Source organism: Nocardia pneumoniae NBRC 100136, from assembly GCF_000308755.1.
Lineage (GTDB): Bacteria > Actinomycetota > Actinomycetes > Mycobacteriales > Mycobacteriaceae > Nocardia > Nocardia pneumoniae.
In genome coordinates, this window is the sequence record NZ_BAGF01000007.1 from 67,582 (window position 1) to 89,692 (window position 22,111).

Annotated in this window: 18 protein-coding genes, 4 tRNA genes and 1 pseudogene; 13 read left to right on the plus strand and 10 right to left on the minus strand. The window is 66.8% G+C overall.

The window, feature by feature from the left end; translation table 11 throughout:
• The first annotated feature begins 222 nt into the window (after window positions 1-222).
• The 4 genes from pstS to pstB all read left to right on the plus strand — a co-directional run bounded on the left by pstS (window position 223) and on the right by pstB (window position 4,092).
• Window positions 223-1,335 (plus strand): phosphate ABC transporter substrate-binding protein PstS, encoded by a 1,113-nt coding sequence (pstS, locus tag ON34_RS02770; protein ID WP_040773743.1) that lies wholly within the window; start codon window positions 223-225, stop codon window positions 1,333-1,335.
• An 88-nt stretch (window positions 1,336-1,423) separates the two neighbouring features.
• Window positions 1,424-2,392, plus strand: coding sequence for a phosphate ABC transporter permease subunit PstC (pstC, locus tag ON34_RS02775; RefSeq protein WP_040773745.1), 969 nt, complete (start codon window positions 1,424-1,426; stop codon window positions 2,390-2,392).
• Entirely contained in the window at window positions 2,392-3,294 is a 903-nt protein-coding gene (gene pstA / locus ON34_RS02780; RefSeq protein WP_040773746.1) for a phosphate ABC transporter permease PstA, read from the plus strand. The genes pstC and pstA overlap by 1 nt, the downstream gene beginning before the upstream one ends.
• A gap of 21 nt (window positions 3,295-3,315) precedes the next feature.
• Window positions 3,316-4,092: a phosphate ABC transporter ATP-binding protein PstB gene (gene pstB / locus ON34_RS02785; RefSeq protein WP_040773748.1), complete on the plus strand. Its 777-nt coding sequence runs from the start codon at window positions 3,316-3,318 to the stop codon at window positions 4,090-4,092.
• Between the two features lie 222 nt (window positions 4,093-4,314).
• Here pstB and phoU read toward each other — a convergent pair whose 3' ends face one another.
• Window positions 4,315-4,977, minus strand: a complete 663-nt coding sequence (gene phoU, locus ON34_RS02790; RefSeq protein ID WP_040773751.1) for a phosphate signaling complex protein PhoU — start codon at window positions 4,975-4,977, stop codon at window positions 4,315-4,317.
• Between the two features lie 220 nt (window positions 4,978-5,197).
• Between phoU and ON34_RS35730 the strand changes: the two genes are divergently transcribed.
• Window positions 5,198-5,602, plus strand: a complete 405-nt coding sequence (locus ON34_RS35730) for a hypothetical protein (RefSeq protein ID WP_157172149.1) — start codon at window positions 5,198-5,200, stop codon at window positions 5,600-5,602.
• Between the two features lie 399 nt (window positions 5,603-6,001).
• Here ON34_RS35730 and ON34_RS02800 read toward each other — a convergent pair.
• The 6 genes and pseudogenes from ON34_RS02800 to ON34_RS35735 form a co-directional block, all read right to left on the minus strand.
• A pseudogene (locus tag ON34_RS02800) lies at window positions 6,002-6,268 on the minus strand (IS30 family transposase); the annotation flags it as partial.
• Window positions 6,269-6,572: 304 nt separating this feature from the next.
• Complete coding sequence (locus ON34_RS02805) at window positions 6,573-8,603, minus strand: LCP family protein (RefSeq protein WP_245547858.1); 2,031 nt, start codon at window positions 8,601-8,603, stop codon at window positions 6,573-6,575.
• A gap of 494 nt (window positions 8,604-9,097) precedes the next feature.
• Window positions 9,098-10,240 carry a tRNA dihydrouridine synthase DusB gene (gene dusB / locus ON34_RS02810; RefSeq protein WP_040773762.1) on the minus strand — a complete coding sequence of 381 codons (1,143 nt, stop codon included), beginning with the start codon at window positions 10,238-10,240 and terminating at the stop codon, window positions 9,098-9,100.
• Between the two features lie 171 nt (window positions 10,241-10,411).
• Window positions 10,412-11,383: an acyl-ACP desaturase gene (locus ON34_RS02815; RefSeq protein WP_040773765.1), complete on the minus strand. Its 972-nt coding sequence runs from the start codon at window positions 11,381-11,383 to the stop codon at window positions 10,412-10,414.
• A gap of 648 nt (window positions 11,384-12,031) precedes the next feature.
• Window positions 12,032-12,104 (minus strand) — tRNA-Lys (locus ON34_RS02820).
• A gap of 214 nt (window positions 12,105-12,318) precedes the next feature.
• The gene (locus ON34_RS35735) at window positions 12,319-12,696 is read right to left on the minus strand and encodes a hypothetical protein (RefSeq protein ID WP_169333844.1); all 378 of its coding nucleotides are present in this window, start codon (window positions 12,694-12,696) and stop codon (window positions 12,319-12,321) included.
• Window positions 12,697-12,958: 262 nt separating this feature from the next.
• On the opposite strand from ON34_RS35735, the gene ON34_RS02825 reads away from it, so the two are divergent.
• From ON34_RS02825 to ON34_RS02855, 7 genes are all read left to right on the plus strand, one after another.
• Entirely contained in the window at window positions 12,959-13,624 is a 666-nt protein-coding gene (locus ON34_RS02825; protein ID WP_040773768.1) for a TetR family transcriptional regulator, read from the plus strand.
• 94 nt (window positions 13,625-13,718) lie between these two features.
• Window positions 13,719-13,791, plus strand: a tRNA-Glu gene (locus ON34_RS02830).
• 29 nt (window positions 13,792-13,820) lie between these two features.
• A tRNA-Asp gene (locus ON34_RS02835) sits at window positions 13,821-13,894 on the plus strand.
• A gap of 54 nt (window positions 13,895-13,948) precedes the next feature.
• A tRNA-Phe gene (locus ON34_RS02840) sits at window positions 13,949-14,022 on the plus strand.
• 228 nt (window positions 14,023-14,250) lie between these two features.
• The gene (locus tag ON34_RS02845; protein WP_174371995.1) at window positions 14,251-14,559 is read left to right on the plus strand and encodes a hypothetical protein; all 309 of its coding nucleotides are present in this window, start codon (window positions 14,251-14,253) and stop codon (window positions 14,557-14,559) included.
• Window positions 14,560-14,655: 96 nt separating this feature from the next.
• Window positions 14,656-14,838, plus strand: a complete 183-nt coding sequence (locus ON34_RS02850; RefSeq protein ID WP_040773771.1) for a hypothetical protein — start codon at window positions 14,656-14,658, stop codon at window positions 14,836-14,838.
• Between the two features lie 301 nt (window positions 14,839-15,139).
• Window positions 15,140-15,859 (plus strand): polyprenol monophosphomannose synthase, encoded by a 720-nt coding sequence (locus ON34_RS02855; protein ID WP_281032432.1) that lies wholly within the window; start codon window positions 15,140-15,142, stop codon window positions 15,857-15,859.
• Window positions 15,860-15,929: 70 nt separating this feature from the next.
• Here ON34_RS02855 and ON34_RS02860 read toward each other — a convergent pair whose 3' ends face one another.
• A complete protein-coding gene (locus tag ON34_RS02860) occupies window positions 15,930-17,339 on the minus strand; it encodes an HAD-IB family hydrolase (protein WP_040773775.1) in 1,410 nt (469 codons plus the stop codon).
• Window positions 17,336-19,804, minus strand: a complete 2,469-nt coding sequence (locus ON34_RS02865) for a glycerol-3-phosphate 1-O-acyltransferase (protein WP_040773778.1) — start codon at window positions 19,802-19,804, stop codon at window positions 17,336-17,338. The genes ON34_RS02860 and ON34_RS02865 overlap by 4 nt, the downstream gene beginning before the upstream one ends.
• 249 nt (window positions 19,805-20,053) lie before the next feature.
• Between ON34_RS02865 and ON34_RS02870 the strand changes: the two genes are divergently transcribed.
• The gene (locus tag ON34_RS02870) at window positions 20,054-21,364 is read left to right on the plus strand and encodes a salicylate synthase (protein WP_040773780.1); all 1,311 of its coding nucleotides are present in this window, start codon (window positions 20,054-20,056) and stop codon (window positions 21,362-21,364) included.
• Between the two features lie 65 nt (window positions 21,365-21,429).
• Here the strand turns inward: ON34_RS02870 and ON34_RS02875 are convergent.
• Window positions 21,430-22,111, minus strand: a 682-nt coding sequence (locus ON34_RS02875) for an AMP-binding protein (protein WP_040773819.1), incomplete at its 5' end; no start/stop codon positions are given.

Genomic DNA, 22,111 nt, shown 5'->3' on the forward strand with positions numbered 1-22,111 from the left:
CCGCGAGTAAAACTGGGGCAAACGTCACATACACCGCGTGCAATCGCGCTGGGCTGTTCACCCTCCGTTCACCCAGGTCGGTCCAACTGTCAACCACGTGACTTTAGGTTGAGTGAGGGCAGCACACTGCTGCCTGGTGCGCAAGTTCCCCGCGAACAGCACCACAGCACCCGTCCGGGCCGGTGAGGGACCGGACGAGTAGGACGCCATTCCGGAGGAATAGTGAATTTCAAGCGCAGCAGCGCCCTCGTTGGTGTGCTGGCCGTCGGCGCCATGACGCTCGCCGCTTGTGGTAGCGACGACAACACCTCGACCGACTCGAGCAACGTGGCCAAGGTCGACGTCGCCTGCGGCGGCAAGGAAGCCCTCAAGGCCAGCGGCTCCTCGGCGCAGAAGAACGCGATGGAGCGCTTCATCGCCGCCTACGAGAAGAACTGCGACGGCGCCACGCTCAACTACACCTCGAGCGGCTCCGGCGCGGGTGTGAGCGAGTTCATCGGTGGCCAGACCGATTTCGGTGGCTCCGACTCGCCGCTGAACCCGAAGAAGGACGAGCCGAAGAAGGCCGCCGACCGCTGCGCCTCGCCCGCGTGGAACCTGCCCACCGTGTTCGGCCCGGTCGCGATCACCTACAACATCGACGGCGTGACCGACCTCGCGCTGGACGGCCCGACCGCCGCCAAGATCTTCAACGGCACCGTCACCACCTGGGACGCCCCCGAGATCAAGGCGCTGAACCCGAACGCCAAGCTGCCGTCCGAGCCGATCGCGGTGATCTTCCGCAGCGACGAGTCGGGCACCACGGACAACTTCCAGCTCTACCTGGACGCCGCGTCCGACGGCGCCTGGGGCAAGGGCGCGGGCAAGGCGTTCGCCGGCGGCGTCGGCGCCGGTTCGAAGGGCAACGAGGGCACCTCGGCCGCGGTGAAGAGCACCAAGAACTCGATCACCTACAACGAGTGGTCCTTCGCGAAGGCGCAGAACCTGTCCATCGCGCGCATCATCACCTCGGCGAGCAAGGACCCGGTGACGCTGAGCGTCGCGTCGGCGGGCAAGGCGATCGAGTCGGCGAAGATCTCGGGCCAGGGCAACGACCTGGTCATCGACACCTCCTCGTTCTACAAGCCGACCGTGGCGGGCGCGTACCCGATCGTGATGCCGACCTACGAGATCGTGTGCTCGAAGTACGCCGACGCCAACACGGCCAAGGCGGTGAAGGCCTTCCTCACCTCGGCGGTCAGCAATGGCCAGCAGGGTCTGGACGAGGCCGGGTACATCCCGATCCCGGAGCAGTTCAAGACCAAGCTGACCACCGCCATCAACGCCATCTCCTGATAGCGAACCCATGACCGTGCACGACGAAGTTGCCGCCGCTGACCAGTCGGATTCGACGCGTCGGCGGGCAGGCGGAGATACTGCGCTCATGCCGAGCAAGCCGAGCACCGAACCGGCCGGGGCCGGACGCCGTCACAGTCCGCGTGCGGAGATCATCTTCCGTTCGCTGGCCACGGCGGCGGGTGCGATCATCGTCGCCTCCATCGCGCTGATCGCGCTGTTCCTGTTGATTCGGGCGGTGCCTTCGGTACTGGCGAACGACGCGAACTTCTTCACCAGCACCGAGTTCAACACCACGAATGCCGACAACCTGCGGTTCGGCATCCGGGATCTGTTCATGGTGACGGTGCTGAGTTCGATCTTCGCCTTGGTGCTGGCCGTTCCGGTCGGCATCGGCATCGCGCTGTTTCTCACGCACTACGCGCCGAAGACCTTGGCGCGGCCGTTCTCGGTGATCGTCGATCTCCTGGCGGCGGTGCCTTCGATCGTGTTCGGTCTGTGGGGAATCCTGGTTCTCGCTCCGCAACTGGAGCCGGTCCAGACCTTCCTCAACGACAACCTCAACTGGCTGTTCCTGTTCTCGGACGGCAACATCCCGCTGGCCAGCGGTGGCACGATCTTCACCGCGGGCGTGGTGCTCGCGGTGATGATCCTGCCGATCATCACGTCGGTCAGCCGCGAGGTGTTCAACCTCACTCCGCGCTCGCACATCGAAGCGGCGCAGGCGCTCGGCGCGACCAAGTGGGAGGTCGTCCGGATGACCGTGCTGCCCTACGGGCGCAGCGGCATGATCGCCGGAGCCATGCTCGGCCTCGGCCGTGCGCTCGGCGAGACGATCGCCGTGCTGATCGTGCTGAAGACGGCCGCGCAGCCGGGACGCTGGTCGGTGTTCGACGGCGGCTACACCTTCGCCTCCAAAATCGCCTCGGCGGCGGCGGAATTCAGTGAGCCGCTGCCGACCGGCGCGTACATCGCGGCAGGCTTCGTGCTGTTCGCGCTGACCTTCGTCGTGAACGCGCTGGCGCGCCTGGCCGCCGGCGGAAGGGTGAACGGGTGATGACCACGTCGACATTGGACCGGCCGGTCAAAGCCCCCACCTTCCGGCATGTGAGCGTGGGCCGCCGGGTCCGCAACAACATCGCCACCGGACTGGTCTGGCTGGCGTTCGGCATCGCGCTGGTGCCGCTGGGCTGGGTGCTGATCATGGTGGTCACCAAGGGTTTCAGCGCCGTGGTCCGGGCCAACTGGTGGCAGAACTCGATGAAGGGCGTGCTGCCCCATCAGTTCGCGGGCGGCGTGTACCACGCGATCTACGGCACCATCGTGCAGTCGCTGGTCGCGACGGTCATCGCGGTGCCGCTGGGCATCATGGCCGCGGTGTATCTGGTCGAGTACGGTCGCGGCGTGCTGGCCAAGACCACCACGTTCATGGTGGACATCCTGGCGGGTGTGCCGTCGATCGTCGCGGCGCTGTTCATCTTCGCGCTGTGGATCGCCACGCTCGGTTTCCCGCAGAGCTCGTTCGCGGTGTCGCTGGCGTTGGTGCTGCTGATGCTGCCGGTCGTGGTTCGCAGCACCGAGGAAATGCTCAAACTGGTACCCGACGAGCTGCGCGAAGCGTCCTACGCGCTCGGCATCCCGAAGTGGAAGACGATCGTGCGGATCGTGGTGCCGACCGCGCTGCCCGGCATGATCAGTGGCATCCTGCTGGCCATCGCCAGGGTGATGGGCGAGACCGCTCCCGTGCTGGTGCTGGTCGGCTACAGCAAGTCGATCAACATGAACATCTTCGACGGCAACATGGCGTCGCTGCCGCTGTTGATCTACCAGGAGCTGGCCAACCCGGAAGCGGCTGGACGCGAGCGGGTGTGGGGCGCGGCATTGACCCTCATTCTCATCATCGCCCTCCTGTACCTGGCGGCGGCCGTCCTCAACCGGCTGCTCACGCGGAACCGATAGAAGCGGAACGGATTACCGAAAATGGCCAAGCGGATCGACGTCAAAGATCTGAACATCTACTACGGCAAGTTCCATGCCGTGTCCGAGGTTTCGCTGACCGTGCTGCCGCGCAGCGTGACCGCCTTCATCGGTCCCTCCGGCTGTGGCAAGTCCACCGTGCTGCGTTCGCTCAACCGCATGCACGAGGTGACCCCGAACGCCAGGGTCGAAGGCGCGGTGCTGCTGGACGGCGAGGACATCTACGGCACCCAGGTCGACCCGGTGGGCGTGCGTCGCACCATCGGCATGGTCTTCCAGCGGCCGAACCCGTTCCCCACCATGTCCATCCGGGACAACGTGGTCGCGGGGCTCAAGCTGCAGGGCGTGCGCAACAAGAAGGAACTCGACGAGGTCGCCGAGCGCTCGCTGCGGGGCGCCAACCTGTGGAACGAGGTGAAGGACCGCCTGGACAAGCCGGGCGGCGGCCTCTCCGGCGGTCAACAACAGCGTCTGTGCATCGCGCGTGCCATCGCGGTGTCGCCCGACGTGCTGCTGATGGACGAGCCCTGTTCGGCGCTGGACCCGATCTCCACCCTGGCGATCGAGGACCTGATCACCGAGCTGAAGAAGGAATTCACCATCGTCATCGTCACCCACAACATGCAGCAGGCCGCGCGCGTGAGTGACCAGACCGGCTTCTTCAACCTGGAGGCCCAGGGCAAGCCGGGCAAGTTGATCGAGATCGACGACACCGAGAAGATCTTCTCCAACCCCTCGCAGAAGGCCACGGAGGACTACATCTCGGGTCGCTTCGGCTGATTCCGGCCACCGAACGCGTCCCGGTCGACGCGGAACAGTACGCGTAGGGTCCTGGGCGGCAACTCGGCTGCCCGGGACTCACGTGTATCCGTTCCGGAAGGTCGCGCCCGACGCGTGGACGGCCGGAATCGGGTAATCCGAGCGCCGCGGTGGACGTCTGGTTTCGGCTACCGGCTCCTAGCCGACCCGGCGAATGCCGGGTCGAGCCCACAATGCCTTCGGTTACGACTCGCCATCGGGGTCGGGCGGAAGCACGCCGGTGACCAGGAAGATGACCCGGCGGCCGATTTCGACGGCGTGGTCGGCGAAGCGCTCGTAGTAGCGGCCGAGCAGCGTGACATCCACGGCCGCGGCGACGCCGTACTTCCACTCCCGGTCCATGAGCAGCGTGAAGAGGTGACGGTGGAGGTCGTCCATCGCCTCGTCGTCCACGTTCAGCTGGGCGGCGCGCTCGGGGTCGCGGGTCTCCAGCACTTCCCTGGCGCCCGCGCCCATGCTCACCGCGATGCGGCCCATCTCGGCGAAGTAGCCGTTGACCGCCTCGGGCAGCGCGTGGTTCGGGTGGCGCCTGCGCGCGACCTTCGCCACGTGCAGCGCGAGCGCGCCCATCCGGTTCACGTCGTTGACGATCTGGATCGTGCTCACCACCTGCCGCAGATCACCCGCCACCGGGGCCTGCAGCGCGAGCAGGGCGAAGGCCTTCTCTTCGGCGTCCTGGATCAGCTCGTGGATCCGGTCGTACTCACTGATCACCTGCTCCGCCAGAGCGAGGTCGGCCTGGAGTAGCGACTGGGTCGCCCGCTCCATGGCCGAGCCGGCCAGGCCGGCCATCTCGCCCAGGAGGTTGGCGAGTTCTGCCATTTGCTCGTTGTAGATGACACGCATGAAAACTGACCCTAGTTCGCCGCGCTGACCAAGTCACGAACACGGAGTGAATGACCGGTGCGAACAATTAGCGCGTGTGTTGCCGCAGGCCGAAACCTGGCCGGGTCCGCGTTGCCGATCTTGGTCTCGGTCGGCTGCGCGCCGGAACAAATGTGATCCACATCGCACAGGGAGTGCGCCTGGCCCGCTGCTACTTGCAGATGTTGTCGGCGGCGTTGATGTGCTCCAGATCGGACGGCAGAGCGACGGGGGTCTTCTCCGTGGATGCGGTGACGTTCGTGATCTCGTCGCCGAACGGCACGGGCGGGCGGATCGTGCCGGTGTAATCCTGGCCGAGGACGACCTGGACGATGCTGCCGAGTTCGTCCGCTTCCTCCGGTCAAGGAAGAAGCACCTCGGCGAACTACTCGAACGCGTCGCGCCCGAAACAATGCAGGTATTCGCCCTTGGGCCGGATAACGCCGCCGCCCTTCTCCTTTCGATCGGTGACAGCCGCGGTCTGCTGATCTCCGAAGCGGCGTTCGCGCGGCTGTGCGGCGTCGCACCTATCCCCGCCGAGGATCCCTTGCGAACGGGTCCGGAAGGTGCGCTCGAGTCATTGTTTTCTTCCAGCATGGTTCGGTAGGCTGTGAAACAAGGGGGGTTCGAATCACGCAACCTCTGTGGAATCTATTGAAGCGAAAGAGGATTCGTGATGGCAGTACGATGGTTCTCTGGTGCGTTAGTCGGTGTGGCCACGATCTTGGCCGCGACGATGCTTGCCCCGCAAGCTGAGGCTGCGCCAACAGCGCCTTGCGACGCGTATACCGTTGGCAACATTCACTATGAGGGCACGACGAAGTGGATATGTTATTCATACGGCGGGGGCTCATACGGATGGATCATCATTTCCGGATAGTGATACCGGCTCCTGGGGTGATCTACGCCGTCGACAACGGGCAAGCCGTCGGCGCATAACCCAACAGTCCAACGATCGGCCCCGCCCGCTCTACCTTGGGTGACAGGAGTCGTCGCATCACCGCTGCTAGTTGGTGGTGGGCATGAGCATAGCCAGACGCTCGGCTGGGGTATCCCAGCCGAGCGTTTTGCGTGGTCGGCCGTTGAGTTCCGCGGCGACGGCATCGAGGTGTTCGCGGGTGTGCGCGGACAGGGTCTGTTCCTTTGGGGAAGTACTGCCGAAACGACCGTTGGTGTTCTCGTCCGAGCCGCGCTGCCAGGGACTAGCCGGATCGCAGAAGTAGACGGGGATGTTGGTGACAACGCTGAACTGCTGGTGCTCGGCCACGCGAGCAAGGCGAAGGTCTTCTCTTCGGCGTCCTGGATCAGCTCGGCGATCCGGCGTACTCACTGATCACCTGCTCCGCCAGAGCGAGATCGGCCTGGAGCAGCGACTGGGTCGCCGCGCTGACCAAGTCACGAACACCGAGTGATGACCGGTGCGAACAGTTAGCGCGCGTGTTGCCGCAGGCGGATCGCTCGCTACGGCCGCGTCGCCGATCTCGGTCTCGAGTATCCGCGAACCCTGGAAATGTGATCTGCGTCACACAGCGGGCGGGACCGTGCCAGCATGCCAGATGGCTCTAAGGGGCCAGCTGCTACTTGCAGATCTCTTCGGCCGCGTTGACATGTTCCAGGTCCGAGGGCAGTACGGTCGGCGTCGAATCCTTCGAGGTGCTGGTCGCAACGTTGGTGATCGTGTCACCGACCGGCGTCGGTGCCTTCACGGTGACGCCGTTCGTCGAGTCCGCTCCAATGACGACCTCGACGATGCCGCCGAGATCGTCGGCGGCCTCGATGGTCGCACCGGGGATCGCGGTGGCCACCGTGGCGGCCTCGGCTTCCAGTCCTGCGGCGTAGCGGACCTTCGTCGTCGCGGAGGTGCCGTTGGCGTAATTACCGGTGTTGTAGATCGTGAAGCCCTGGTTGCCGAGCTTGGTGGCGGCCGTGCGCGCCAGACCCTCGTATCCGGAGCCGTTGGACACCAGCAACGAGACGGTGGAGGGATCCACCGCCGTATATTTCGTGGGTGTCGGCGCGGCCGGGGTAGGAGCGGGTGTGTCCTTCGGGACGGTCGGCTTCTCTCCCGGCAGCGGCTGATCGTCGCGGATCGCCTTGAAGATCGCCTTGATGTCGGATTCGCGGGGGATCTCGTTGCCGTAAGAGGTGGTGCCTGCGGTCGGGACGGTGATGAAGGTAACCGTGCCCGCATCGATCTTCTGCAGCGAGCGGCCCAGCATCAGCAGATCCTCGGGCCTGGTCTTTTCGTCGACCAAGGTGTGCTCGGTGAACTCTTTGATGAAACCGTTCAGTTTGCCCAGATCGAAGAGCACCTTGCTCGCCAGTGCACCGCGCAGCAGCGAGGCGAGGAAGCGTTGCTGTCGGTTGATCCGGTCGTAGTCGCTGCGTTCCTCGCCGTAGACGTGCCTGGCCCGCACATAGTTCAGTGCGGTCTCGCCGTTGATGCGCTGCTTACCCGGCTTCTCGAGGATGGTGCCGAGTACATCGTCGACGAGCGGTTTGGTCGCGCAGACCTCGACGCCATCGATCGTATTGACCATTGTCTCGAAGCCGGCGAAGTCGATGCCGATGAAGTGATTGATCGACGCGCCGGTGAGACGCTGGATCGTGGAGACGAGGCACGGCGGGCCGCCGAGGTTGTAGACGGCGTTGAGCTTGTCACCTATGGCAGACGGGTACTTCTCGCCGGTGCTTCTGTTTTTCTCATTGTCCCACCCGGTGCACTGCGGCCTGGTCACGTCAAGGTCGCGCGGGAAGGAGACTACGACGACCCGACTCCGGTTCTTCGGGATGTGGACGAGCATGGTGGTGTCGGCGCGGGAGCCCTCGGCGTCGTCCAGTGTGCCTGCGCCGAGCTTGCCGTTGGCGCCTGCCCGGGTGTCGGTACCGACGAGCAGGTAATTCTCGTCGCCGAGCTGGGCATTGGAATCGACGATGTCCTGTGAGTTCTCGTCGAGGGCGGAGACCTGGGTGAAGCTGTCCGTGGTCGACCGCATGTAGCTCCAGCCGCCGCCGGTCGCGAGCAGAACCAGGACGGCGACCACCGCCATCGCGGCTCGGCCGGCGGTCCGCAGGCGCTTGTTCCGGCGTTCACGGGCGGCCGCCAGGCGCGATTGGGCGGGTGTGCCGACCGGCTTCGGTTGGGCTTTGCCTTCCTTCGTCGGCCAGCCGACGCCCTTGCGCTTGGCGCGGGTCGGCTCGTCGAGCGGGGGAAGGACGTCGGTGACTTCTTCGGCCTGTTCCGGCTCCGGGCGCGCTGCGGGGCGCTCGGCTGGGCGACGGCTCGCGGCGCGCGAGGCCGGGGTGACGTGCTCGCCCGTGATGTCCTGGACCACCGGAGAACTGCCGGTCGGTCGTGCCGCGGGCGTGTCGGGGGCGCGGCGCGGGCCTGCCGCGGCGCCGCGGCCATTGGCGGCGTCCGGTGGGCGGCGGGCGGGCTCGGGAGAGCGTCGAGGAGCGTCCTGGCGTGGCGTGGGCTCGGCGCGATGGCCTCGTCCCGGTCCGGGGCCCGCGTCCGGTAGGTCGGGCTCGGCGCGACGACTCCGTCCTTGGCCTGCGTCCGGTAGCGGCGGCTCGGGGCGGCGGCCCCGTCCGGGTGGGGGACTCACGTCTGGTGGCGCTGGTTCGGCGCGGCGGCCTCGTGCGGGTGGAGGGCCCGCGTCGGGTAGTGCGGGTTCGGCCCGGCGGCCACGGCTCGGTGCGTCACCGTCCTGTGGCGCGGCCGCCCTGCGGCCCCTTCGTCCGCTGCGCTCGTTGTCGACCCGCTGGACGAGGTCCTGGACCGTGAGCGGTGCGGAACCCTGGTCGGGGGTGGCGTCGGTGTGTCGCGAGCGCCGGGATGTCCGTGCGGCGTCTCGTTCGGGGTAATCCGCCGCGGGATACCGCTCCCACGGGGCACGACCTCCGGGCCGTGGCGAACGCCCGTGCCGATCGTCACCCACCTACGAACCTCGCTTTTCGTCTTGCTTTCCGCCTCAGCCATCCTCGACCGGCAGCACCGATTCCGCAATGATAACGATTCCGCCACGGCGAGCCACCCGAGTGCGAAAGCGTCGAGGTCACAGCGGTGTTTGGCGATGCGGTTCGCTGCGGGATTGCCCGATCATCCGCCGCTGTGCATCACATCGGCCGCTTGCGGCACCGCGGGATCGTCCGGGTCGTCGAGCCAGCCGTGCGGCAGGGCGACCTTTCCCGGCGAACCTTGGCGTCCGCGTGGGCCCTCGGCGTCCTTGGGGAACGGCGCGGTCGGGTCGAGTTGTCCGACAAGGTCTTCCAGTTGCGTGAGGCTGGAGACGGTCGCGAACGCGCGTCGGACGTCGGCGCCGACCGGGAATCCCATCAGATACCAGGCCATGTGCTTGCGCAGGTCGCGCATGGCTTTGTCCTCGCCGAGGTGCTCCGACAGCAGCGTGCCGTGTCGATACAGCACCGCGCCTACCCGGCCGAGATCGGGGGCCGCGGGCAGCGGCTCGCCGCGCAGCGCGGCTTGCAGCTCGGCGAACAGCCACGGTCGGCCCAGACAGCCGCGGCCGACCACGACGCCGTCGCAGCCGGTTTCGTCCATCATGCGGACGGCGTCGGCGGCCGAGAAGATGTCGCCGTTGCCGAGCACCGGGATGGTGGTGACGGTCTCCTTGAGGCGGGAGATGGCGGTCCAGTCGGCCTGGCCGGAGTAGCGCTGCGCCGCCGTCCGCGCGTGCAGGGCCACCGCCCGCGCGCCTTCGGCTTCCGCGATGCGTCCCGCGTCCAGGTAGGTGAGGTGGTCGTCGTCGATGCCGATGCGGAACTTCACGGTCACCGGTACGCCCGCCGGTTCGGCCGCGTCCACCATGGCGCGCACGATGCGCCGAAACAGCGTCCGCTTGTAGGGCAGCGCCGCACCGCCGCCGAGCCGGGTGACCTTGGGCACCGGACAGCCCAGGTTGAGGTCGATGTGGTCGGCCCAGCCCTCGCCGACGATGATCCGCACCGCTTCGCCGAGCGTCGCCGGGTCGACGCCGTAGAGCTGCATCGAGCGCGGGTACTCGTCGGCGTCGAAGGACATCATGTGCAGCGTCTTCTCGTTGCGCTCCACCACGGCGCGCGCGGTGATCATCTCGCACACGTAGATCGAGGTCGGGCTGCCGAATTCCCGGCACAGTTTGCGGAACGCCAGGTTCGTGATGCCCGCCATCGGCGCCAGCACCACCGGCGGATCGACCGGATACGGCCCGATCCGCAGCGCTGTCTTCGCCTCGGTCGTCATCGTCACGCCGACCAGTGTCTCATTTCCGCACGTAAGTTGGCCGGTGCGGGTCGACGAGTCGCGAAGCCGAGTGTCATGAGCCGGGCTGTCGCCGACCCGGAGCAGCGCTCGGACAACGCCGGAAAGCGCCGCCGTCCGAGTCCAGGACGGCGGCGCGATCGCCTCGTGCGGTCAGCCGACCGTACTGCCCGCCATCTCGCGCTCGCGCTTGGCGGCTTCGCGGGCGAGCATGCGGTCGCGCTGCTCCTCGAACTTGATCACGTCCTTGGCCAGCTTGTCCAGGAACGCGCCGAGGCGCTCGCGGACCGCTTCGCCGCGGGCGGTGAAGTCGGTGCGCTCGAAGATGTTCCACTTCTTCAACACCGGCTGGACGACTTCTTCCAGGTGCTGGCGCAGGTCGTAGATGCCGTGCTTGGCCATCAGCACACCGTTGCGGCGGAAGTTGGGCATGCCGGCGCCGGGCATCTGGAAGTTCTCCAGGATCAGCGTGATGGCCTCGATGGCCTGGTCGGGCGCGAGGTCGAGGGCGGCGCCGCACATATTGCGGTAGAAGATCATGTGCAGGTTCTCGTCGGCCGCGACGCGCTGCAGCATGCGGTCGGCGATCGGGTCGTCACAGACCTTGCCGGTGTTGCGGTGGCTGACCCGGGTGGCCAGCTCCTGGAAGGTGACGTACGCGACGGAGTGCAGGAATCCGGCGTCGGCTTCGGCGGGGGAGGCGAAGCCGTTGGTCATGTGGACCATGCGAGCTTGCTCGAGCGCGACCGGATCGACGCCGCGGGTGACGACCAGGTAGTCGCGCATGACGATGCCGTGGCGGTTCTCCTCGGCGGTCCAGCGGCCCACCCAGGTGCCCCAGGCGCCGTCCTGGGAGAAGTTCTCGGCGATCTCCCGGTGGTAGGAGGGCAGGTTGTCCTCGGTGAGCAGGTTGGTGACCATGGCCGCCTTCGCGACCTCACTCAGGCGGGACTGTTCCGGATCCCAATCGATGCCACCGAGTGCCGCGAAGTTGCGGCCGTCGTCCCACGGGACGTAGTCGTGCGGGTGCCATTCCTTTGCCAGAGAAAGGTGTCGGTTGACGTTTTCTTCGGCAACCGGCTCCAACTCCGTGAGCAGCTCGAGTTGAGTCAGATCCCTTGCCATGTATGAAACCCTTCAGTGTGTGCGTCCGGTCGTGCTGGTCATCCCAAGGTAGACCGATAGCGATGCGGCCATACCTTACGGCACCGTAGGTGTGATGCGAAACGCATCCTTTGGACGATCGATGCCCGCGTGATACACGTCATGCGGCGTCTTGGCCGTTCAGTGATCCACACGAGTGTATGGGGTAAGGCGGCATTGAGGGGACTATCGGCGCGGCGCTCGGGGCGTTACCCGCGTGCGGGGTCGCGGAATCTGTGCGAGATGACAATGTGCGGCAGCGGGGTTGGTCCGTGGAGGTGACACTGTCGGGCTGCCGCGGACCGGGCCGGTCCGTGCGTGTCCGCGCCGCCGGACCGCGGTTACCGATCTGTGCCTTTCCTCACAACCGGACCGGTCGTTACTCGTCGCGAATCTTGTGGATCGATATCCGCAGGGCCGCGGAGTGTCGTTCGCCCGGCGACGGGGCTCTATAGCCGTCGGCACCGGAACGGGGAGTCGTCGGCACGGCGGCTGGCAGGCGTCCGGTGGTGCACGGTGGCAAGAACTGGAGTCGACATCCGCCGGTCCTCATCAGTAGGGGACCGCGAAGCGGAGAACTCCCGAGAAACCAGGTCGGGCGCCCGGATGACCCCGGACGCCCGACGAGTGTGCCCCCAGTAGGGCTCGAACCTACGACCTGCGGATTAAAAGTCCGTAGCTCTACCAACTGAGCTATAGGGGCGCGGAGGACCAGTGTAGTGCGATCGGGTGCGGATGCCCCAATCGGGGGAGTTCGTGTCGGTGGGGTGCGGCGGATGGGTCGGGGCGGCGTGCCGTGCGGGTGCGTGGCGCGATGCCGTGGCGCGGGTAACGCGGTGTGGGCGCGCGACGATGCAGGCGGTAAAACATTTGCCACCCAGCTTTGTTCATCTTACCCGGATCTGGATATCATCCAATCATGTTGGCTGACAATGTCTTTGGATTTGCAGGGGGTGAAGGGCCCTGGCCGGGCGCGGCTCGCGGACCGGGTTGGCCGGTGCCGCATGCGGGGCGATCGGTCGCTCGGCCTGTCGGTCGGCCCGGGTGAACATCGCTGGGCCGCTGGAGAATTCACGCAGTCGCCGGACGTCGATGTTCGGTTGCGGAATATTTGCTGCAACGGAAAGCGGAATCGGATGGCTACCTGACTCTTCAGTTTGCCGCGTGTCGCATCGAGATTCCGGGTACGGTGACGCCTTGGTGAATTCCGAAAGAATCGCCGACTCGGTCGGCGCGGCGGAATTCAGCTTGTCGTTGCTGTGTCCGAAGGCGTCGCGGTCGGCTCGGTCGGCCACGGCTCGGCGGAACTCGATGCCGCAGGAGGAGGCAGATCCGAGACGAAGAAATGCCCGGATGCGCACCCCCTGCGGCGCACCCGGGCAGCAAAACTATACCAGCCGGTGCGTTTCAGGTTTTTCGCGAGTTTTCGTACCGAAGGTTTGAAATCGGGCGGAAACCCGGTTTGCAATATTGATAAAACTCATGAATTCGCGCCAAGGGACCGTTCCTTTGGGGGTGGCTGCTTGGCGGCGAGTAGGCTTCGGAGGCGTTTCGAGCATGGCACGGCAGCAAGAGCGGGCCCGCCGGACACGGGCGGCGATTATCAGGTCCGCCGCCGTTGAGTTCGGGAAGAGCGGCTATGCCGCTGCATCGCTCAACCGCATACTGGAAGGGTCGCGTGCCACCAAGGGCGCCATGTACTTCCATTTCGATTCCAAGGAAGACCTCGCGCGCGCGGTCCTGGAGACCGCCGTGGAGCGTTACCGCGCCTCCGCCGAGCGCTGGCTGGCCCGAGCGGATCTCAGCCCGCTGGACATCCTGCACGGGATGGTCGACGAGATCGCGTTGCGGCTGGAGCACGACATCATCGTGCAAGCCGAGTACCGCCTGATCATCGAGCCGGATTTCTATCGCGACGTGCAAGCGGGCGGCGGGCGCATCCTCGGCCGCACGACCAGGGTGCTCACGGTGCGCGCCATCGACCACGGGCAGCTGCGCGCCGACGCCGACCCTGACCGGTTCACCCGCACGCTCGCGGCAGCGCTGGCTGGTCAGCGGTACATGGTCGATCTGCTCGGCGGTCAGGTCGATCTGCGGTCGCGTTTCGAGGAGGCGCTCGAAGTGGTGGTCGAGGCGATGGCCACCCTGGAGTGGCTGCAGAAGTTCCGCAGCGACGGCTGGCGCGCTCAGGCCCGGTTGGAGGAGCTCGGTTTGGGGCTCTGACCAGCCGGTTTGGGATTCGAGTCCGGTCTGTCATAAGCTATCCCAGCTCCCAACGGACAGCCGTTGAAAGCCGGTCCGGAGAAATCCGGGACGAGCCCCCTTCGTCTAGCGGCCTAGGACGCCGCCCTTTCAAGGCGGTAGCGCGGGTTCGAATCCCGTAGGGGGTACGGTCTGCGGATCGTTGGTAGCAGAGCATGGCCCTGTGGCGCAGTTGGTTAGCGCGCCGCCCTGTCACGGCGGAGGTCGCGGGTTCGAGTCCCGTCAGGGTCGCAAGTGGGCGCCGGATATCGGCGTCGGCGTATGGCATTCACCTCGGGTGCCTGCGGCCAGGTAGCTCAGTTGGTACGAGCGTCCGCCTGAAAAGCGGAAGGTCGCCGGTTCGATCCCGGCCCTGGCCACTCCGCTCATAGCTGGCTCATGCTCATGGAGAGCATGAGCCATTTTCGCTTCGTCATGTCTTGTGGGGGTGCAACCCCCACACCCCGCCCGGCGGGGCTTCGCCCCCCCGGACCCCCTTCCAGTGGTTGCGTTGGGTGGGTTGGTTCGATTCAAGTGTTTGCGGGGGTGGGCGGTGCCGTTCGCGGGCGGCATGGCGACGGCAACCCTGGTTACTCGCTGTGCTCGGGGTGGCGATCGGTATCGCGCAGGCGCCGACGGCGGTTCCCTATCTGGCCGGACTCGCGATGCTCTCCGCACGCGATCCGCTACCTATCTTGTGGCCGCTGATCATCGGCGCTTATTGCGCGCTGGCATTGCTGCCGCCGCTGCTGATTCTCGGCCTCGCAATGCGCCGGACGATCGGAGCGCGCCGGGTGTATCGAAAGGTCGTTCGCGTTCTCACCACATTTGGACCGAGATCGGTGCGCATGCTCTTCGTCGTGTTGGGTGCGGTTCTGATTTGCGACTCGCTCATCCATTACCGAAGTCTTTGGTAGAGCTCGGGCGCGAATTGCGCGGTAACCGGCTCACCGCTACGGATGGGCGAACACGAAATCGGGATGCGGTGGGCTGTTCGGTGGGATGCTGGAGGTATGGCTGAGCGCTGGTATTACTGCTTGAAGCATAAACGAGCCGAACAGGGACGGCAGTGCTGGTTCCGCGATCGCATGGGGCCTTATCCGGACCAGGCGACGGCGGAGCGGGCGCTGGAAATCGCGCACGCCCGCAACGAGCGCGAAGACGCCCGGGATCGCGTCTGGCGTGACGGGGACTGAGGCGGCCGGGAAATAACCTTGTGCGGCAAAGGTTTTCAGTCTGTCGCGCCGGATAGCCCGTAGCGCTCAATCGCACGTGCCGAATTTCCCGTGACCCGGCGGCGCGGCAGGGGAAGTATCCCCGGGTCCGGTGAAGTTGATCTTGAGGTGCAGGTCGGAGCGCCGAACGGTGTCGCGCCGGGTGCGGCCGCTCGGCCCGCGGTCGGGCGGATCGAGTACGGTTCTCCAGAACTCGACGAATGCTCGGTGGTCCTGGCGTGGGCTGCGAGCGGAAAACCAGGATCAGCAGGGAGGGCGACCCTTGAGGGTTACCGTTGTTGTGCCGACCTACAACGAGCGGGAGAATCTACCGGTTGCGGTGGAGCGGCTGACCACGCTGCCCGTGCCCGACCTGCACGTGCTCGTGGTGGACGACAGCTCGCCGGACGGCACCGGCGAGGTGGCGGACAAGCTGGCCGCCGAGCTGCCGAACGTGGTGGGCGTGCTGCACCGCACCGAGAAGGACGGGCTCGGGCGCGCGTACGTGGCGGGCATCACGCGGGCGCTGGACGAGGGCGCGGACGTGGTGATCCAGATGGACGCGGATCTCTCGCATCCCGCCGAAGTCATCCCGGCGATGCTGGAGAAGTTGACGACCACCGATGCGGGCGTGGTGCTCGGTTCCCGCTATGTCCCCGGCGGCTCGACCGCCGCCGAGTGGAAGTGGTACCGCAAGGCGCTGTCGGCCTGGGCCAACTTCTACGTCAACCTGATTCTGCGCTTGGGCGTCAAAGACGCCACCGCCGGCTTCAAGGCATGGAAGGCCGACACCCTGCGCGCCATCGACGTCGCCTCGATCCGCAGCAACGGGTACTCCTTCCAGGTCGAGATGAACTATCGCACGATCAAGAAGGGGATCAGGATCGCCGAGGTTCCGATCCGGTTCGAGGAGCGAACCCTGGGCGCCTCCAAGATGAGCCTCAAAGTGCAGCTCGAGTCGGCACTGATGCCGTGGAAGCTGTTGTTCGGCCGCGCTGTCTGAGCCCGCGTCGCTCGAAAATCGGATTGCGCCAGGTGATCGCGCCAGGCGGTGACCACGGCATCGGGGTGCACTAAGGCCAATCCAAGAGCGTGTCGATGAACAGCTGTCGCACCCGTGCCACGTCCGCGTCCATGTCGTCGGGATCCCATCCGCTGACGTCGATGGGCTCGAGAATCGCCACGTCTACGATCCCGGGCCGGGCGACCATCGAGTTGCGCCAGCAGATCTCACCCGCGTTGCGGATCACCACCGGGATCACCGGAACCCCGGCCTGGATCGCGATGTGGAACGCGCCCTTCTTGAACGGACCGACTTCGGGAGTGTAAGAGCGGGTTCCCTCCGGAGACACCGCGATCGAGAGCCCGCCGCGCAACGTCTCCACCACCGGTCGCAGCGCCGCCTTCGCCTGCGCGGTATTCGAGCGATCGATGAAGGTCACTCCGACGAAACGCATGAGCGGCCCGAACACCGGATTCTTGGTCAGCTCCTTCTTACCGATGCCGGTCACGCCGCCGCCGAGCACCGCGGGCACGATGATGATGTCGAACTGGCTCTGGTGGTTGAACAGGAAGACCGCGGGTCGTGGGGATTTCGCGTGCTCGGCGCCGGTGACCCGGACCTGCACCCCGGCGATGCGCAGCGTATTGCGCGTCGCCTGCGCCATCAGCGCGTCGGCCATCTGCTGGCGGTCTCCGCTGGGCGCCTTCGACGCGACGCCGAACAGTGCGCCGCCGAGCAGCCCGGCGAATCCGGCCGCGGTGCGAGCGTAGTCGCTCGCGCGTGGAGAGCGGCGCGGCCGGAAGCTCAGCTTTGCCCAGTGATTCCGGTCGGCGATCTCGGCCAACGCGTCATCGGGGTTCACCGCCACCGGATGGCCGACCAGCGACAGCAGCGGCAGATCGGCGCCGGCGTCGGCGTAGGCGTAGCTGCGTTCGAGGTCGACGCCCTGCGCGGCGGCGAATTCGATGACGGCGTCGGCCTTGCCGTTGCGCCACAGCGTCTTTCCGTCCGGGTAGCCGGTCAGCACGCCGTCGTCGGCTGCCATCGGCGTGTAGCGCACGTGCGCTATGCCCAGTTGCGTCGCCGCGGGAAGGACCTGAAACCTGGTCAGCGAGCTGACCACCAGCACCGTGTGCCCGGCTGCCCGGTGCGTCCGGATCAACTGCCACGCCTCGGGATACAGGCGCCCGTAGCTGGTGCGCCGGAACAGCTGCCTGCCCAGCTCGTCGAGTTCCTCTTCGGAGTGTCCGGCCAGCGCTTCGGTGAGTTGTCGCAGGAATCGGGCGTACTGGCCGTCGGTCATGCCGTTGCGGATACCGCCGAGCAGCACGTCCTCGGGCTCGCGGCGGCCCAGCGTCCGGCGTCGCCCGGTGCCGTCGATGATCGTGCCGGCGAAGTCGAAGACAGCGGCGACGGTGGGGCCCTGCGGTCCGGATCGGATGGCGGCGACCGCGGCGTCGAGGTCGGGACGATCGTTCACCGCGGTTCCATGTTGGACGGGTCCAGCGCGGCGGCCTGCGCGATGCGGGCGCTGATGACACGCAGGCTCTCGGCGAATTCTCTTCTGCGCTCGGTCAGTTCCGCGCAACGCTCCGAGTCGTCCGGCACCGTCTCCAAGAGGTCGTAATTGTCGGCGAGCTTGAGCGCACTGGTGAACAACTCGGTGGAAACCGACTCCGGGCTGTGCAACCGCTTCTGCAGCAGCATCTGATTGCCCACGGCCACGCATTCGGCGATGAGCTCTTTGCGGTCGATCTCGTCGCCCGGGTCCCGGGCCGCCAGCCGTTCCGCCACCACGAGTTGCGCGTCGAAGAAGGAGCGCAGCACCCGGTGGGCCATCATGAATCCGGAGGCGGTGAGCTTCCCCAGGATGTCCGAGCTTCGCGTGTCGCGGCGGGTGTGGTTGTACCAGTCCTGGTCCACCAGGAGCATCTCCGCGACCATCTGGTCGGCGAACTCACTGCGCTCGGGGAAGAAGAACTCGAACTTCAGCAGGTCACGCAGGCGGAACGCTTCGCCCCAGCCGGTCTTCAGCGCGTCGGCGTCCTCGCCGATGTCGACCCCGGCGAGGATGGACAGCTCGAGAATCGCGCGGTTGACGAACCAGTGCACGGCGCTGTTGCGGTAGAACGCGGCCTCGAGGTGCGCGCCCGATTCGATCGAGTACACCGGTTCCAGGCCGCCGCGATACACCGTGACGACCTTGGCCAGCGAGAGCTGCTCCAGCACGACGGCCAAGCCCTGTTCGTCGCGCAGGGCGTCGAGTTCGCCGCCGGGCAGCTCGCGCTTGTCGATGTAGCCCAGCACCGGCGCGAGCACGGTGCGCACTTCGCGGAGGGTCAGGGCGCGCCCGTCCACTCCGAGCAGCGCCAGGGTGACCAGCGCGTTGACGGTGATCGGCGTGACCGCGTTGATCCCGACCGCCACCTCGAACGCCAGCCGCTGCACGGCCTTGCGTTCCAGCTCGGTGACTTCCGGTGGTTCGTGGTCGCCGACGATTCTCGCTTCGGCGCGGCTCGGCGGGATCGGCTCGATCCGGTGCAATGGGATGGTCAGCGGCGGCGTGGTGAGCGGGTCACCGTGTGCGGCGAGCCGATCACGGGCGGACAGTGGCTCGCCGAAGCGCACATACACGTGCCCGGCGGAGTGTTGCTGGCTGCGGATGTAGCGCGCGAGCCAGGCCAGCCCCTCGGGTTTCTTCGTGCCGCCGACCTGCTCGGTGGCGATGGCGCCGAGTTCGTTGAGCCGCTCGTAGGTGATCGAGACCGGAACCAGCATGACATCGTCGACGCGATTCGTACGCACCGCCGCGGCAAGGTAGTTCAGCAATCCGTAGCGCGGCGGGCGCAGCTTGCCGGTGCGGGTGCGGCCGCCCTCGAAATACCACTCCAGGTTGAAGCGCTTGGCCAGCAGGTAGGCGAAGTACTCCTCGACGACGGCCTTGTACACCTCGTCGTCGCCGAAACTGCGCCGGATGAACACCGCTCCGGTGCGCCGGGCGATCGGGCCGATCGGCCAGAAGCTGAGGTTCGCGCCGCCGATGACATGGTTCGGCGGAAAGTCGTTGCGGGCCAGTACGTCCCCGAGCACGAAGGCGTCGACGTACGACCGGTGCGATGGCAGGAACACCAGCGGGAAGCGGCGGTTGAGATCGCGCAGCCCGGCGAGACCGGATTCGTCGGAGTCGACTTTCCAGGTCGAGGCGTGCACCGGTCGCATGGCCTGGGTGAACAGATCGGAGACCAGCCTGCTCTGGGCGGCGACGAGTTCGCCGAGTGCTTTCTCCGCGCGCCGGTACACCTCGTGCGGACTGGCCCCGATCTGGTCGGCGATCAGCTCCAGCCTGCGCAGGAATTCGGGGGAGTCGAGGATTTCCTCGGCGACCAGTCGGGGCACCTTGTACCGGTCACCGATGATGGTTCGTTCGGCACGTTCGAGCGCCACCACCGCCGCGCGCACGATGGCGCGGGCGAACGGTTCGGCGGTGCCCTTGTCGAACAGCGCCGCCGCCTCCGGGTTGTTCGCGCGCAGCTCGCTGAGCCGGGCGGGCGCGCCGGTCAGCACGACGTATCGGTCCGGCGACTTGCCCAGCAGCCTGCGCTGCGCCAACCGGTTGGGTTTGCGCGGGTTGGTCATCAGGGCCAGGTCGGCGAAGGTGACCCGCCGCACGCCGTCGCGTTCCGGTGGCAGCCACACCACCCGTATCGGCACCACCAGCGGATCGTCGCGCCTGCTGACCAGTTGGGCGGCGACAGCGCTCGCGTCCAGGTCCAGCTGGGTGACCGGGGCGTCGGTGCCGAACTGCGCGTCGATCCCGCCGTCGGCCAGCCACGTGCCGACGAGTTCGCGTTCCACCCCCGATACAGCGTCGATCAGGGCCACCACCGATTGCGGTGCGGTCCCGGGTCGGGCGGTCGCGGGTGAATCGCCGCGGTGATCGATCATCGATGTTCTTCCCTCCGCAGGTGACGCTCTCCACTATTCAATCCCGCCGGGTCGATTCCGCGCAGGCAGTCGGCGCGGCGAGTTCGGGTGCGCATGGTGCGGCCATTGTGCGTGCGCGCGCCGCCTCGGGGTTCCCCAGTCCCGGCGAGGACAACCGATTTCGTGTGTCCGCGCGCACATCCGTATAGATATTCAGGTAATGCTAACCTTACCTCCACAAGTTAGGTCAGGGTTACCTTTGGAGGATCGTTGTCGACCACGGAACGCCTGCGGGTTGAGTATGTGACCGATCCGGCGGCAGCGATGTCCCAGCTGGCAGGGTCGGAGCGGTTCGGCGAGTACGTGATGTACGAGCGTCCGGGGGAATGGGTGTTCGCGGCCGATCCGTTCGGCAGTGTCGAACTGGATGTGCGGGAACTGCGGGTCACGTGGGCGGGGCAGGGCACGGCCAGCAGCTGGGAAGGCAACCCGGCCGGGGTGATCGACCGCGCGCTCGGCACGTTGCCCCTCGAAGGGCGGAACGCGTACGGCTGGATCGGATTCGAGTTCTGCGCGTGGGCGCTCGACGCCACCGAACACCTCGACCCGCGTACCCCGCTGGCGCACCTGATGATTCCCCGCATCGAGGTGCGCGTGGGCGAATTCGGTGTCCGGGTGTCCGGCGCGACTCCTACCGAGACCGGCGACATCCATGATCTGATCGCGCAGTCCCAGAACACCGAACTGCCCCGGGCGCATCCGACCGACATCCGCGTCGACCCCACCGGTTACCGGGATCGGGTGGCCGAGGCGGTAGGCGAGATCCAGGCGGGGCGGTACCAGAAGGTCATCCTGTCCAGGAAGGTCGACCTGCCGTTCCCGGTCGATGTTCCGGCCACCTATCGGCTCGGGCGCGCGCACAACACTCCGGCGCGGTCGTTCCTGTTGCGGCTCGGCGGCCTGGAAGCGGCGGGCTTCAGCCCGGAACTGGTCGCCTCCGTGGACGACGACCGGGTGGTGACCACCGAGCCGCTGGCGGGCACCCGCGCGTTCGGTCGCGGCACGGCGGCCGACCTGGCCGCGCGGGCGGATCTGATCACCGATCCGAAAGAGATCGTGGAACACGCGATTTCGGTGCAGACCTCGTTCGCGGAGATCGCGGCGGTGGCCGATCCAGGCACGCCCGCGGTGTCGGACTTCATGGCCGTGCGTGAGCGCGGCAGCGTGCAGCACCTGGCGTCCACCGTGCGCGGGCGGCTGGCCGCCGACCGGTCCAGCTGGGACGCGCTGGAAAAGCTGTTCCCCTCCGTCACCGCCTCCGGTATTCCCAAGCGGGAGGGGGTCGATTCGGTGTTCCGGCTCGACCACGATCCGCGTGGACTGTATTCCGGTGCGGTGCTGACCGTTTCGCCGACCGGTGCGATGGAGGCGACACTCGTGCTGCGCGCGGTGTATCAGAACGCCGAGGGCGCCTGGCTGCGCGCGGGCGCCGGGATCGTCGGTCAGTCTCGGCCGGAGCGGGAATTCGAGGAGACCTGCGAGAAGCTGGGCAGCGTCGCGCCCTACGTGGTCAAGGCCTGAGCGACCGAGCGAACGGGCAGCGCGCCGACACCGCGCTGCCCGTCGGCATTCCGGCCGAGTGCTGCTCACCCCTCGGCGCGCAGCGCTTTCTTGTCGATCTTGCCGACCGCGGTGATCGGCAGCTTCTCGCTGCGCCGCAGCACCTCCGGCAGTTTGTAGGTGGCGAGCCCGCGGGCGGCGAGGAAGGTCTTGATCTCGGCCAGGGTGGGCATTTCGCCGTCGACGACCAGGACGGCGCAGACCTTTTCGCCCAGCGCGGGGTCGGCCAGCCCCACGGCGGCGGCATGCCGGACCGCGGGGTGGGCGAGCAGGTGCTCCTCGAGTTCGTCACAGGAGATGTTCTCGCCGCCGCGGTTGATCACGTTTTTGATTCGCCCGGATACCACGAGATGACCGCTGGGCAGCCGACGCACCAGGTCGCCGCTGCGGTAGAAGCCGTCCGGGGTGAACGCCCGCGCGTTGTGCTCAGCTGCCCGGTAGTAGCCGCGGATCGTGTACGGGCCCCGGGTCAGCAACTCGCCCTCCTCGCCGGGCGCGACGTCGTTGCCGTCACCGTCCACCACGCGGATCTCGTCGGCGGGTGACAGCGGCCTGCCCTGGGTGGTGTGCAGCAGCTCGATCGGATCGTCGAGCCGGGTGTAGTTGAGCAGACCTTCGGCCATTCCGAACACCTGTTGCAGGGTCGCGCCCAGCGCTGGAGTCACCTCCTTGGCGTTGACCTCGGCCAGTTTGGCGCCGCCCACCTGC

Bases quoted from the DNA above. Each gene is read 5' to 3' on its own strand.
- pstC (WP_040773745.1), top strand. From the start codon at position 1,424: ATGCCGAGCAAGCCGAGCACCGAACCGGCCGGGGCCGGACGCCGTCAC.
- pstA (WP_040773746.1), top strand. From the start codon at position 2,392: ATGACCACGTCGACATTGGACCGGCCGGTCAAAGCCCCCACCTTCCGG.
- pstB (WP_040773748.1), top strand. From the start codon at position 3,316: ATGGCCAAGCGGATCGACGTCAAAGATCTGAACATCTACTACGGCAAG.
- phoU (WP_040773751.1), bottom strand. From the start codon at position 4,977: ATGCGTGTCATCTACAACGAGCAAATGGCAGAACTCGCCAACCTCCTG.
- dusB (WP_040773762.1), bottom strand. From the start codon at position 10,240: ATGACGACCGAGGCGAAGACAGCGCTGCGGATCGGGCCGTATCCGGTC.
- ON34_RS02815 (WP_040773765.1), bottom strand. From the start codon at position 11,383: ATGGCAAGGGATCTGACTCAACTCGAGCTGCTCACGGAGTTGGAGCCG.
- ON34_RS02825 (WP_040773768.1), top strand. From the start codon at position 12,959: ATGGCACGGCAGCAAGAGCGGGCCCGCCGGACACGGGCGGCGATTATC.
- ON34_RS02850 (WP_040773771.1), top strand. From the start codon at position 14,656: ATGGCTGAGCGCTGGTATTACTGCTTGAAGCATAAACGAGCCGAACAG.
- ON34_RS02865 (WP_040773778.1), bottom strand. From the start codon at position 19,804: ATGATCGATCACCGCGGCGATTCACCCGCGACCGCCCGACCCGGGACC.